Below are 12,908 nucleotides of genomic sequence, written 5' to 3' on the forward strand. Positions count from 1 at the left end.
TCCTTTCAACGATGCGATAGAAGCGACGGCGGGGGTGTGTGAAACACCCGTGCACCCCCGCCGTTAAAAACCGTGCTAGAACTAGCAGACGGCGTAATCCTGAGGCTCTCGGCCGTAGTAGGCGTCCAGGTAGAGCTCCTTGATCTCGCTCATGAGCGGGTAGCGCGGGTTAGCGCCGGTGCACTGGTCGTTGAATGCCTGCTCGGTCATCTCGTCGAGGGTGTCGAGGAAGTACTTCTCGTCAACGCCGTACTCAGCGATGGTGTGCTTGACACCGATGAAGTCGCAGAGCTCGGTGAGCTTGGTGATGAAGTTCTCGAAGACCTCACGGTCGTCCTTGCCGTCGATGCCGCAGTAACGAGCCATCTCGGCGTAGTTGTGCAGCGCGTTGGGGTAAGGATACTGAGAGAAGGTTCCCATCTTGACAGGAGCCTCGGCGGCGTTGTAACGCATGACGCGGGTCAGGATGACTGCGTTTGCGAGGCCGTGGGGCAGATGGTGGAAAGCGCCGAGCTTGTGGGCCATGGAGTGGTTGAGGCCCAGGAAGGCGTTACCGAATGCCATACCGGCCATGCAGGATGCGTTGTGCATCTCCTCGCGAGCGTGCGGATCCTTGGCACCGTTGGTGAAGGAGCTCGGGAGGTTCTCGAAGACGAGCTTTGCGGCGCGCTCGGAGAGGCCCTTGGTGTAATCGGAAGCCATGATGGAGACGTAGGACTCGATGGCGTGGGTCATGACGTCAATACCGGAAGCTGCGGTGAGGCCCTTCGGGGCGGTCATGCAGTTGTCGGCGTCGACGATAGCCATGTTGGGGAGCAGCGCGTAGTCGGCGAGCGGCCACTTGATGCCGGTCTCCTTGTCGGTGATGATGGCGAACGGCGTGCACTCGGAGCCAGTGCCCGAAGAGGTCGGGACGGCGACGAAGTAAGCCTTCTTGCCCATCTCGGGGAAGGTGAAGATACGCTTGCGGATGTCCATGAAGTCCATGGCCATGTCCTCGAAGTTCGCCTCGGGGTGCTCGTACATCATCCACATGATCTTGCCGGCGTCCATTGCGGAACCGCCGCCGACGGCGATGATGACATCCGGCTCGAAGAGCGTCATCTGCTTGGCGCCGCGACGTGCGCACTGCAGGGAGGGATCGGGCTCAACGTCGTAGAAGCAGTCGTGAGCGATGCCCATCTCATCGAGCTTGGCCTCGATGGCACGCGTGTTGCCATTCTTGAAGAGGAACTGGTCGGTAACGATGAAGGCGCGCTTCTTGCCCATTACGGTGCCGAGCTCGTCGAGTGCGACGGGCGTGCAGCCCTTCTTGAAGTAGACCTTCTCGGGTGCGCGGAACCACAGCATGTTCTCGCGGCGCTCTGCCACGGTCTTGACGTTGATCAAGTGCTTCACCCCAACGTTCTCGGAGACGGAGTTGCCACCCCAGGAGCCGCAGCCCAGGGTTAGAGACGGCTTCATGCCGAAGTTGTAGAGGTCACCGATGCCGCCGTGCGAGGACGGGGTGTTGATGACGATGCGGCAGGCCTTCATGACGTGCTGGAACTTAGCGATCTTCTCGCTCTGTGCCGGGTGCACGTAGAGAGAGGCGGTGTGGCCCGGGCCACCTGCGAGGACGAGGTGCTCTGCCTTGTCAACGGCCTCCTGGAAGTCCTTGGCGTGATACATAGCGAGGACCGGGGAGAGCTTCTCGTGGGAGAACTCTTCCTTCTCGGGATCGGTGGAGGTGACCTCGGCGATCAGGATCTTGGTCTTGGCGGGAACCTCGATGCCGGCGAGCTCGGCGATCTTGGCGGCAGCCATGCCGGGGATGCGGTGATCGAGTGCGCCGTTCTTGAACATGGCGGCACGCAGGGCGTCCATCTCGGCACCCTGCTTGACGAAGTAGCAGCCGCGACGCTGGAACTCAGCCTTGACATCCTTGTAGATGGAGTCGAGGACGGTGACGGACTGCTCGGAAGCGCAGATCATGCCGTTGTCGAACGTCTTGGAGTGGATGATGGAGTTGACGGCGAGCTTGATGTCCGCGGTATCGTCGATGATGACCGGGGTGTTGCCGGCGCCGACGCCGAGTGCGGGCTTACCGGAGGAGTAAGCAGCCTTGACCATGCCCGGGCCACCGGTTGCGAGAATGATGTCGACGTCGCGCATGACCATGTTGGTCAGCTCGATGGACGGCTTGTCGACCCAGCCGATGATGCCCTCAGGAGCACCGGCCTTGACAGCTGCGTCGAGAACGAGCTTGGCGGCGGCGATGGTGCACTTGGCGGCTGCCGGGTGCGGGGAGATGATGATGGCGTTACGGGTCTTCAGGCAGATGAGCGTCTTGAAGATGGCCGTGGAGGTCGGGTTGGTGGTCGGGATGACAGCGCCAACGATACCGATCGGCTCGGCGACCTTGGTGATGCCGTAAGCGTCGTCGCGCTCGATGACACCGCAGGTCTTGGTGTTCTTGTATGCGTTGTAGATGTACTCAGCGGCGTAGTGGTTCTTGATGACCTTGTCCTCGAGAACGCCACGGCCTGTCTCCTCGATGGCGAGCTTGGCCAAAGGAATACGAGCCTTGTTGGCGGCCATAGCAGCCTCGTAGAAGATCTTGTCTACCTGCTCCTGAGTGTACTCAGCGAATTTAGCCTGGGCCTCACGCATAGATTTGAGTTTGGCCTCAAGCGCCTCCACGTTGTCCACGATGGCGGGAGTAGTGTTTTCCGGTGACTTTTTCACCATTTGTGTCTCCTTGCGATCGGAGATTTACCCTACGCCTTGCATGATAGCAAGAAATAATTCGGTAAACGGTCAGATTCCCGTAAAAGGCATACTAAAACGCTTCAATCAAATGAATCGTTTCAACTAAATTATGCTACTTAGCGTAGGAAAGATCGGATGCTTTGCGCCTTGTAGGTGCCCTGAAGCCGTATTGGCCAGCATTTGGTTCCAGAGGGTTTTTGGCTTAAAGGCGTCGGGTTATCGAGAACGACTTTTGCATATTCATATGTTAGTAGTTGTCGTCTTACGATCAGTTGGTAGTCAATAAACCAAAAAGGCGCCCTCCGTAGGGGAGGGCGCCTTTGGTAAGTTCTATGTGAACGCGAGGTCTTTGACCCGGAGAGTCCGAGGTACTTGTTGGTAAGACCTTATTTAGGAGCGCGCAACCTTGCCGGACTTGAGGCAGGTGGAGCAAACGTTCATCTTGCGACGGTGACCGTCGACGACGACGTAAACGCGCTGGATGTTGGGGCGGAACTTACGGTTGGTGACGCGGTGAGAGTGGCTGATGGAGCGACCGGCAACGGGGTGCTTACCGCAAACTTCGCAAACTTTGGACATAACTGACCCTCCTTGGGCGACAAACGAACATGTCGCGTTAACAAACAAGCCTGAACTATAGCACAGAAGCAGCTCCCTGTGCGTAATCTACACAGAGATATTTCTCTTTTGGCGATAGTGCCCACGCCACGGCCCTGGACGTAGATCCGATTTGCGTGCAGCAGAGGGGATTATGCCAGCTCGCAACAAGGTTTTCAAGCTCGTCCCACAAATATATATAGGTTTATTGAGCGTTGGGCTCCGTTTACGGATTGCTCCGTATTTATGCTCGCAATTAAGCTCGAGGTTGGCTACACTATCCCTTGACCATTAAAGGGGTACGAGATACCCACATGGAATTACATAGCTGCCATAGAGCAGCCCTTCCTTGTGGGTGTCTGGTCCGCTTTGAGCGGTCGGGCATCTATTTTTTTGACTGTGTCAGCAGTCAAGACATGTGAGGAAGGAGATCGATGGGCACGACTTCCCCCAAGGCGGTCATCATGGACGAGACCGCCGTCAACCGAGCGATGACCCGCATCGCGCACGAGATTCTCGAGCGCAACGAGGGCTGTGAAGACCTCGCTCTGGTCGGCATCGTCACGCGCGGCGACCTTCTGGCAAAGAAGCTCGCCGAGGAGATCAAGGAGATCGAGGGCGTCGAGGTTCCGCTCGGCAGCCTCGACATCAGCTTCTACCGTGATGACTATGCGACCAATTTCGCTCCCGCGATCCACGCCACCAACATTCCCTTTAGCGTCGACGGCAAGCGCGTCGTGCTGGTGGATGACATCCTGTACACGGGCCGTACCATTCGCGCCGCTCTGGACGCCGTCATGGATCTGGGCCGTCCGAGCCGCATTGAGTTGGCAGTTCTCGTTGACCGCGGTCACCGCGAGCTCCCCATCTCGCCGGACTTTGTCGGCAAGAACGTTCCCTCGTCGCACGAGGAGAACGTGCACCTATATATGAAGGAAGTCGACGGCCGTACCGCTGTCGAGATCAACGACGTCGCGCCGGGCTCCCACGTGGGTTCTGCGCCGCTGGGAGGTGAGTAGTACCGTGGCGTTCAACCATAAGCACCTGATCGACATTACCGAGTACTCCGAAGAGGACATCAAGCTCATCCTCGAGACCGCCAAGGCGTTCTCCGAGGTCAACGAGCGTGCGATTAAGAAGGTCCCCACGCTCAAGGGCAAGACCATCGTCAACATGTTCAACGAGCCCTCGACGCGCACCCGCAGCTCCTTCGAGCTCGCCGAGAAGCGTCTTTCGGCCGACAGCCTCAACTTTGGCGGCTCCTCGACCTCCACGGTCAAGGGCGAGAGCCTTGTCGACACCGTCGAGACCCTCAACGCCTACAAGATCGACTGCATCGTCGTGCGCGACAAGCACGCCGGCGCGCCCTACATCGTCACGCAGAACTCGCCCGCGAGCGTTATCTGCGCCGGCGACGGCAAGCACAACCACCCCACGCAGGCCCTGCTGGACCTGTATACCATCTGGGAGCACAAGGGTGACTTCCACGGTCTGAAGGTCGCCGTCGTCGGCGATATCGCGCACTCCCGCGTGTGCGGCTCGCTGATTCCCGCCCTTAAGATCATGGGCTGCGAGACCTACGCCGTCGCCCCCGGCACGCTACTGCCGCCGGCGCCCGAGGTCCTGGGCTGCGACCACGTGACGAGCGACCTCGATTCCGTCCTGCCCGAGCTGGACGTCGTCTATATGCTGCGCGTGCAGCAGGAGCGCCTCGAGGGCGCACCGTTCCCCACGATTCGTGAGTACCACAAGCTCTTCGGTCTGACCAAGGACCGCGAGAAGCTCATGAAGCCCGATGCGATCATCTGCCACCCGGGCCCCATCAACCGCGGCGTCGAGTTCGACTCCTACATGGCCGACCACCCGCAACGCTCCGTCATCCTGGAGCAGGTCTACGCCGGCATCTGCGTGCGTATGGCTATCCTGTATCTGCTGCTTGGAGGTGCCGATAATGGCCTTGCTTCTTAAGAACGCCCACGTCGTCGATCCGTCCGTCGAGCTTGACGGTGTCGTCGACGTCCTGATTGACGGCGACAAGATCGCCGAGGTCGGCGAGAACCTCGCCGTCGAGGGAGCCGAGGTCCGCGACCTTTCCGGCAAGTATCTCGTCCCCGGCCTGGTGGATATGCACGTGCACCTGCGCGAGCCCGGCTACGAGGTCAAAGAGGATATCGAGAGTGGCACCCGTGCTGCTGCCAAGGGCGGCTTCACCGGCGTGTGCGCCATGCCCAACACCGATCCCGTCACCGATAACGGCACTGTCGTGGAGTTCGTCAAGGCCCGCGCTGCCGAGGTCGGCCACTGCCGCGTCTATCCGTCGGGCGCCATGACCCGCGGTCTTAAGGGCGAGGCCATGTCCGAGATGGGCGATATGGTCGCCCACGGCGCCGTCGCCTTCACCGACGACGGTCGCGGCGTGCAGGGCGCGGGCATGCTCCGTCGTTGCATGGACTACGGCAAGATGTTCGGCAAGGTCTTTATGAGCCACTGCCAGGACGAGGATCTGGTCGGCCACGGCCAGATCAACGAGGGCAAGGTCTCGACCCGTCTGGCTCTCGAGGGTTGGCCGGCTGCCGGCGAGGAGCTCCAGATTGCCCGCGACATCGAGATCGCCAAGCTGACCGGTGCCAAGCTGCACATCCAGCACATCTCCACCGCCCATGGTCTGGAGATCGTGCGTGCCGGTAAGGCCGCTGGCGTTCAGGTTACCTGCGAGGCCACCCCGCACCACATGTTCCTGACCGAGAACGACCTGGACGAGACCTACAACACTTCGCTCAAGGTCAACCCGCCGCTGCGTACCGAGGAGGATGCCGAGGCCATTCGTCAGGGCGTCATCGACGGCACCGTCGACGTTATCGTCACCGATCACGCTCCCCACACCCCGTGGGAGAAGGCCCGCGAGTTCGAGCTTGCGCCCTTTGGCATGATCGGCCTCGAGACCTCGCTGTCGCTCGTACTCACCGAGCTGGTCAACACGGGCAAGATGAGCATGGGCCGTATGGTCGAGCTCATGGCCATCAAGCCGCGTGAGATCCTGGGCCTCGACCAGGTTCAGGTCAAGGCGGGCTCCGTTGCCGACCTGACCGTGTTCGACGCGTCCGCCACCTGGACGGTTGGCGAGGACGGTTACGAGTCGCGCGCCGAGAACTCCGGTTTTGCCGGCCGCACGCTCACCGGTCGTGCCACCGATGTGTTTGTCGGCGGTAAGCAGACGCTTGCCGACGGCTGCATCTGCTAGCATAGCCTTATCGCTTTTGTGCGCGGCGCCCTTGCGGTGCCGCGCTTTCTGTTCGTTTTGACCATGCAACCGCATGGGGGATTGGAGCGTCTATGCCCACACCTTCCACTGCACGCATGCACGACTTCGAGGTCGTCTCGAACCAGGAGATCGCCGACGGCATCTTCTCGCTCGTCATCTCGGCCCCCAAGCTTGCAAGTGCGCTCAAGCCCGGTCAGTTTTTGAACATCGCCGTACCCGGCGATGCGTCCTCGCTGCTTCGCGTGCCCCTGAGCTACTACCACGCCGACGCCGAGGCCGGCACCGTCGAGCTGTGGTACGCCGTCGTGGGCGACGATACCCGTCGTTTGTCCCAGATGGGCCCTGACTCCACCTCTAACCTGCTGGGCCCCGGTGGCCGTGGCTGGATGGTACCCGAGGGCACCAGGAAGGCCCTGCTCGTCGCCGGTGGCATCGGCGTTCCGCCTGTGCTGTGTCTTGCCGGTATGCTTGCCGAGCAGGGCGTGGATGTTGACGTGTGCCTGGGCTTTGGCACCGCTTCCAAGGCCGTGGGTGTCGATGAGTTCCGCGCGCTGGGCGCCACGGTCAACGTTTGCACCGATGATGGCACGCTCGGCACGCACGGTTTTTGCACCGACCCGGCAGCCGAGCTGCTCGGCGAGGGCGGCTACGACTACGTCGCCAGCTGCGGCCCCGCTGTCATGATGAAGAAAGTCGCCGCCGCTGCCGCCGAGGCCGGTGCGTACTGCGAGGTGTCGCTTGAGCGCATGATGAGCTGTGGCTTTGGCGCCTGCAACACCTGCAATGTCGAGACGGTCGACGGTATGAAGGGCGCTTGCATGTGCGGCCCCGTGTTCGATGCTTCCAAGGTGGTGGTCTTCTAGTGGGTACCGTGAACATGGCCGTCGATTTCGGCGGCGTCAAGATGCAAAACCCCATCAACACCGCAGCCGGTACCTTTGGCTACGGCTGGCAGTTCCAGAACTTCTTTGATGTTTCCCAACTGGGCGCCATCACCACCAAGGGTTGCGCAGCCGAGCCCTGGCCCGGTAACCCCGCGCCCCGCATGGCCGAGATCCCCGGCGGTATGATCAACTCCGTGGGCCTTCAGAACCCCGGCGTGGCCGCCTTTGCTCGCGAGTCCGGTCCGTGGCTCGAGCAGCTCTCCAAGGACGGCTGCCAGGTCATCTGTCAGGTTGCCGGCCACTCCGTTGACGAGTTTGTCCGCGCACTCGAGATGTATGTCGAGCTGTGCCCCTGGGCTGCCGGCTACGAGATCAACGTGAGCTGCCCCAATATCGCCGCCGGCGGTGCCGCCATGGGCTCCACGCCCGAGGGCGCCTCTTCCGTTATGGCTGCCTGCCGCAAGGTGACCGATAAGCCGCTGTTCGTGAAGATGGCGCCGGTCAACGTCGCCGAGATCGCCAAGGCCCTCGAGGCTGCCGGCGCCGACGGCCTTTCGGTCATCAACTCCATTCAGGGCATGGCCATCGACGTCCATACCCGCAAGTCCCGCGTGGCCAAGCCCAAGGGCGGCCTTTCGGGCCCGCTGTGCCACCACATCGCCGTGCGCATGGTCTGGGAGGTTGCCCAGGCCGTCGATATCCCCATCAACGGTGTCGGCGGTGTCATGACCGGTGAGGATGCGGCTGAGTTTATCCTGGCCGGTGCCACCTGCGTGTCGGTCGGCATGGCCAACTTCGTCGATCCGTGCGCTTCGCTCAAGATCGCGCATGAGCTCGAGGCCTGGGCCGAGTCCCAGGGCGTAAAGGACATCAACGAGCTGGTAGGTGCTTTCGAATGCTAGAGACCGATGCCCGCGACCGCGTAATCGTCGCCCTCGACTGCGATCGTGAACGTTCGCTCGAGCTCGCCCACGAGCTTTCGGGCCATGCCGCCTGGCTCAAGGTTGGCATGACGCTCTATTACGCTGAGGGCCCCGAGATCGTCAAGACCTTTAAGGACCTGGGCTTTAAGGTCTTCCTTGACCTTAAGTTCCATGATATTCCGCATCAGGTTCGCGGTGCCGCCCGTTCGGCCTCGCTTGCCGGTGCCGACCTGCTTTCGGTTCACGGCTTGGGTTCGGGCGCCATGCTCGCTGCCTGCCGCGAGGGTGCCGAGGAGGCGCGCGAGGACCGCGCCAAGCTCGTCGCCATCACCGTTCTCACGAGCATGAATCAGGATGCCTTGAGCGAGATCGGCGTCGAGTCGCCCGTGTCCGAGGAGGCCGCCCGCCTTGCAAAGCTCGCTCAGGCCAACGGTATCGATGGCATCGTGTGCTCGCCGATGGAGGCTCACGACATGCGTGAGCTGCTGGGTCCCGATGCCCTGATCGTGACTCCGGGCGTGCGTCCGGTGGGTGCCGCCCTTGGTGACCAGTCCCGCGTGGCGACGCCTTCCCAGGCTATCGAGCGCGGTGCAAGCCACATTGTGGTGGGCCGTCCCATCACCGGTGCCGACGATCCGGTTGCCGCCTTTGACGCCATCGTCGCCGAGCTGGTCGAAAACGTCGCGTAAAAGATTCCCCTAAGTCACCACTTTTGGGTCTCATTAGCACAAAATAGCCCCTGTGCCTGCGTAAACTTTCCCATCCTTTGTGTGGAATCGCAGGTCAGGGGCTTAACTTTGGGCGCAGTATATTGCACTTTTTGCGGGTATCGTCTAACCTATGGAGCCGCGATTGGGCATTTTGTACGTTCTACGTGCTAAAATGCCAATTATTGAATCAGATATAACCTAACTTTTTGGAGGTACGAATGGCACTCCCTCAGCTTACCGATGAGCAGCGCAAGCAGGCTCTTGAGAAGGCTGCTGCCGCACGTCACGCCCGCGCTGAGCTTCGCGAGCAGATTAAGAAGGGCGAGAAGTCCCTCGAGTCCGTGCTCAACTCCGATGACCCCATCGCTTCCCGCATGAAGGTTTCCACCCTCATCGAGTCTCTCCCTGGTTATGGCAAGGCCAAGGCCGCCAAGATCATGGAGGAGCTCGGTATCTCCGCTACCCGTCGCGTCCAGGGCCTCGGCGTCCGTCAGCGCGAGCAGCTCCTCGAGCAGCTGACCAAATAAGTGAGCGCTCAGGATTCCAAGCTCTTTGTGATTTCTGGACCGTCAGGCGCAGGCAAGGGTACGCTCGTCACTCGTGTGCGCGAGCGCCGCTCGAACCTGGGCCTGACGGTTTCGGCTACCACGCGAGCACCACGCAAAGGTGAGGTCGACGGCGTCAACTACTTTTTTCTGACGCGCGAGGAGTTCGACCGCCGCGTGGCAAACGGTGAGTTTGTTGAGTGGGCCGAGGTCCACGGTAACTGCTACGGCACGTTGGTGAGCGAGGTCACATCCAAGCTCGCCTCTGGCGCATCTCTGATTTTGGAGATCGATGTCCAGGGTGCCCTGCAGGTGAAGGAGCGTTTCCCCGAGGCCGTGCTGATCTTTATCAAGCCGCCTTCGCTTGAGGTACTCCGCGAGCGTCTGGTCGGTCGCGGTACCGAGACGCCCGAGACAATCGAGCTGCGTATGGCAAACGCCGCCGATGAGCTTGCCCTTGCCGACCGCTACGACGACGTCGTGGTGAATGACGATCTCGACCGCGCGACCGATGAGCTCGTTCGCGTTCTCGATATGCATGAAAGGATCTGAGGTCCGTGTCCGTTGTAAAGCCTTGCATTGACGATCTTCTGGAGAAGACCGATCACAACCGCTTCCTGCTCGCTTCGCTTGCCTCCAAGCGCGCCTGCGACATCAATAGCATGCTGCGTGGCCAGCACAACCGCGTGCTTGCCGTCCAGGATGTCGATGACATCACCATCGGGCTTTCCGGTGCCGATACCATCTCGATGGCTATGGACGAGATTGTCGACGGCGACATCTCTTACGACGAGGCCCGTTACGAGAAGGCGCTCGGCCACAAGGTTGCTGAAGCCTAAATGGCGGCTCGCGTCTGCCTGGTCCACTATCACGAGGTTGGACTGAAGGGTAAGAACCGCGCACATTTTGAGCATATTCTCATGGATAACATCAAGGCGGCCTTGGCCGCCTTTTCCGTGAATGCCGTGTCTCGAATTTCCGGTTATATTCTCGTGACCTTTAACGAGCATCAGGCCGATGAGGCGGCGCGTGTCATTCGCACCGTTCCCGGCGTTGCTCGTGTGTCTTTGGCGTATCACACCAACCGCGACCCGCAAGAGTACTGCGCCGCCGCCGTGAAGGCACTGCGCGAGTTTGGTCCTTTCGATTCGTTTAAGGTGCACGCCAAGCGCTCCAATACTGACTATGAGCTCACCTCGATTGATATCAATCGTCAGGTGGGCGAGGTACTGTGCGAGGCCTTCCCCGATAAAAAGGTTCAAATGCACGACCCCGATGCGATGGTGCACGTACTGGTGGTCCAGGGTAGCGTCTACGTGTATGCGCGCTCCGAGCGTGGCGTGGGCGGTCTGCCGGTGGGTTCTGCCGGCAAGGTCGTGACGCTGTTGTCGTCGGGTATCGATTCTCCGGTGGCGACCTGGATGCTCGCGCGTCGCGGCGCGGTGTGCGTGCCGGTACATTTCTCCGGTCGTCCGCAGACGCCCGATACGAGCGAGTATTTGGTGCAGGACATCATCCGTGCGCTTGAGCCAGGTGTCCAGATCGGCCGCCTGTACGTGGTGCCGTTTGGCGACTGCCAGCGTGAGATTTCGGTCACCTGTCCCAGCAACCTGCGCGTGATTATGTATCGCCGCATTATGTATTCGGTTGCCGAGCGCATTGCACACATCGAGGGTGCCAAGGCTATCGTTACGGGCGAATCACTTGGGCAGGTTGCCTCCCAAACGCTTGAGAACATCATGGCCGTCAACGAGGCCGTGAAGATCCCCGTGTTCCGTCCTCTCATCGGTTCGGACAAGCAGGAGATCATCGCGCGCGCCGAGGAGATCGGTACGTTCGATATCTCGACTGAGGCCGCTCCCGACTGCTGCACGCTGTTTATGCCGCGCCGTCCCGAGACGCACGCTAAACTCGATGCCGTGCATGAGGCCTGGGAGTTGTTCGATCACGAGGAGATGATCGAGCGCCTGCTCAAGCAGACCGAGTACATTGACTTCGAGAGCAACACGTATAAGGCCCCTAAGACCTTAAAACGCAAACATTCGGAGCTTGCTCCGCGTGAGATTTACCAAGATCACGAGTAAATTTGTGCATAGGCCGACGATGTATTTGTATCGTCGGCCTTTATTTATCTGCGCGTTTGTTTCCAAATTGTTCATTTGTCGACGTGTGCCTGAATAAATGGACATTTTCTCGCAAGGTTTTGGTCAGATTTTGGTTTGACCGCGAAAAACGGTGTGGGCGTGCGGAGGCTGCGGTGCTCGTTTCCTGACACGATGGTGTTGGGAGGTGTTTGCTATGGCGCAGCGCGAGCAACACGAACGGGTCAAAAAGATGGACCGCTGGGCGGGCAAGCTGCTCGGTCATAAGGCAGTGGTGATGGCGATACTGGTCGTCATGGCGATGGCGAGCGGCTTGGCGATGGCGAACCTTGGCGGCGATGCCGGCGGCGTGTCGTTTGAGCGCACTGACGGTTCAGGCTCGTTGGTGGAGCCGGGATCCGGCGATGCCTCGAGCGGAAAGACATCCGAAGGCTCTTCGTCTAAGGCTTCTGCTGCCGCAGAGGTCTATGTCGATGTCGATGGCGCCGTTGTGTCGCCCGGTGTATATCGCCTCAAGGACGGCGCCCGGGTGGCTCAGGCGATCGATGCCGCCGGCGGGCTGGCGCCCGAGGCAGACGTTACGGGGCTTAATCGGGCATCTAAGGTCGTCGATGGGCAGAAGATTCACGTTCCAACGGTAGGGGAGCAGCAGGCGCCCATTGCGGAAGCCGGTGTTGATGGTGGGACTTCCGCATCATCGGGCGTGAGTGGCGCAACAGGACTGGTAAACATCAATACGGCAAGCGCGGCAGAGCTGCAGACGCTCTCGGGTATCGGTCCCTCCATGGCACAGTCGATCATCGATGAGCGGACAAAGAACGGTGCTTTTGCCTCGGTTGACGATCTGATGCGTGTGTCGGGAATCGGCGAGAAGAAGCTTGCCAAAATCAAAGATTGCATCTGCGTATGAGTGCGACCGAGCGCGAACATGTGATGCCTCCGCGGCCCCTGATGCCATGGACGATGACCCTGTGTGTCGGCATGTGCGTGAGCTGCGCCTTGGTGCTCAACGTGGCCGCAGATGCGCTGCTGAGAGAGCGGACGCCGGCGGTCGGGCTGCTATGGGCCATTCCATTTGCGGCGGCGGTATTCGTTGTGCTGGCTCAATCTTGTGCGCGGCTTGCCCCTTTGAAG

At 60.5% G+C, this 12,908-nt stretch carries 14 protein-coding genes; 12 read left to right on the forward strand and 2 right to left on the reverse strand.

All coding sequences use genetic code 11. The features are described from left to right. Window positions 1-81: 81 nt before the first annotated feature. Together adhE and rpmB are read right to left on the reverse strand one after the other, a co-directional pair. Entirely contained in the window at window positions 82-2,730 is a 2,649-nt protein-coding gene (gene adhE, locus AB5Z25_RS02655; RefSeq protein WP_138112664.1) for a bifunctional acetaldehyde-CoA/alcohol dehydrogenase, read from the reverse strand. 411 nt (window positions 2,731-3,141) lie between these two features. After that, window positions 3,142-3,330 (reverse strand): 50S ribosomal protein L28, encoded by a 189-nt coding sequence (rpmB, locus tag AB5Z25_RS02660; RefSeq protein ID WP_022094725.1) that lies wholly within the window; start codon window positions 3,328-3,330, stop codon window positions 3,142-3,144. Window positions 3,331-3,782: 452 nt separating this feature from the next. Here rpmB and pyrR point away from each other — a divergent pair, with 452 nt between their 5' ends. The 12 genes from pyrR to AB5Z25_RS02720 form a co-directional block, all read left to right on the forward strand. Further along, on the forward strand, window positions 3,783-4,367 hold the full coding sequence (gene pyrR, locus AB5Z25_RS02665; RefSeq protein WP_138112663.1) for a bifunctional pyr operon transcriptional regulator/uracil phosphoribosyltransferase PyrR: 585 nt from the start codon (window positions 3,783-3,785) through the stop codon (window positions 4,365-4,367). Between the two features lie 4 nt (window positions 4,368-4,371). Further along, window positions 4,372-5,316, forward strand: coding sequence for an aspartate carbamoyltransferase catalytic subunit (locus AB5Z25_RS02670; RefSeq protein ID WP_035138537.1), 945 nt, complete (start codon window positions 4,372-4,374; stop codon window positions 5,314-5,316). Next, window positions 5,300-6,589 (forward strand): dihydroorotase, encoded by a 1,290-nt coding sequence (locus AB5Z25_RS02675; protein WP_368134727.1) that lies wholly within the window; start codon window positions 5,300-5,302, stop codon window positions 6,587-6,589. Before AB5Z25_RS02670 ends, AB5Z25_RS02675 begins: the two co-directional genes overlap by 17 nt. A gap of 116 nt (window positions 6,590-6,705) precedes the next feature. Continuing rightward, window positions 6,706-7,473 (forward strand): dihydroorotate dehydrogenase electron transfer subunit, encoded by a 768-nt coding sequence (locus AB5Z25_RS02680; protein WP_368134758.1) that lies wholly within the window; start codon window positions 6,706-6,708, stop codon window positions 7,471-7,473. A gap of 14 nt (window positions 7,474-7,487) precedes the next feature. Continuing rightward, complete coding sequence (locus AB5Z25_RS02685) at window positions 7,488-8,396, forward strand: dihydroorotate dehydrogenase (protein WP_006236128.1); 909 nt, start codon at window positions 7,488-7,490, stop codon at window positions 8,394-8,396. Beyond that, entirely contained in the window at window positions 8,390-9,106 is a 717-nt protein-coding gene (pyrF, locus tag AB5Z25_RS02690) for an orotidine-5'-phosphate decarboxylase (protein WP_368134728.1), read from the forward strand. Before AB5Z25_RS02685 ends, pyrF begins: the two co-directional genes overlap by 7 nt. Before the next feature lie 239 nt (window positions 9,107-9,345). Continuing rightward, entirely contained in the window at window positions 9,346-9,654 is a 309-nt protein-coding gene (gene mihF, locus AB5Z25_RS02695; RefSeq protein WP_006236130.1) for an integration host factor, actinobacterial type, read from the forward strand. Further along, on the forward strand, window positions 9,655-10,224 hold the full coding sequence (gene gmk, locus AB5Z25_RS02700; RefSeq protein WP_006236131.1) for a guanylate kinase: 570 nt from the start codon (window positions 9,655-9,657) through the stop codon (window positions 10,222-10,224). It abuts the gene before it with no gap. A 5-nt stretch (window positions 10,225-10,229) separates the two neighbouring features. Continuing rightward, on the forward strand, window positions 10,230-10,511 hold the full coding sequence (locus AB5Z25_RS02705) for a DNA-directed RNA polymerase subunit omega (RefSeq protein ID WP_035138532.1): 282 nt from the start codon (window positions 10,230-10,232) through the stop codon (window positions 10,509-10,511). Further along, complete coding sequence (gene thiI / locus AB5Z25_RS02710; protein WP_022094718.1) at window positions 10,512-11,756, forward strand: tRNA uracil 4-sulfurtransferase ThiI; 1,245 nt, start codon at window positions 10,512-10,514, stop codon at window positions 11,754-11,756. It begins immediately after the preceding gene. Window positions 11,757-11,970: 214 nt separating this feature from the next. Continuing rightward, window positions 11,971-12,684 (forward strand): helix-hairpin-helix domain-containing protein, encoded by a 714-nt coding sequence (locus tag AB5Z25_RS02715; protein ID WP_368134729.1) that lies wholly within the window; start codon window positions 11,971-11,973, stop codon window positions 12,682-12,684. Next, window positions 12,681-12,908 (forward strand): hypothetical protein (locus AB5Z25_RS02720; RefSeq protein ID WP_368134730.1); only part of this gene is annotated, 228 nt, incomplete at its 3' end. The genes AB5Z25_RS02715 and AB5Z25_RS02720, both read left to right, overlap by 4 nt.

This window comes from Collinsella aerofaciens, from assembly GCF_040910325.1.
GTDB classification, from domain to species: domain Bacteria; phylum Actinomycetota; class Coriobacteriia; order Coriobacteriales; family Coriobacteriaceae; genus Collinsella; species Collinsella aerofaciens_BL.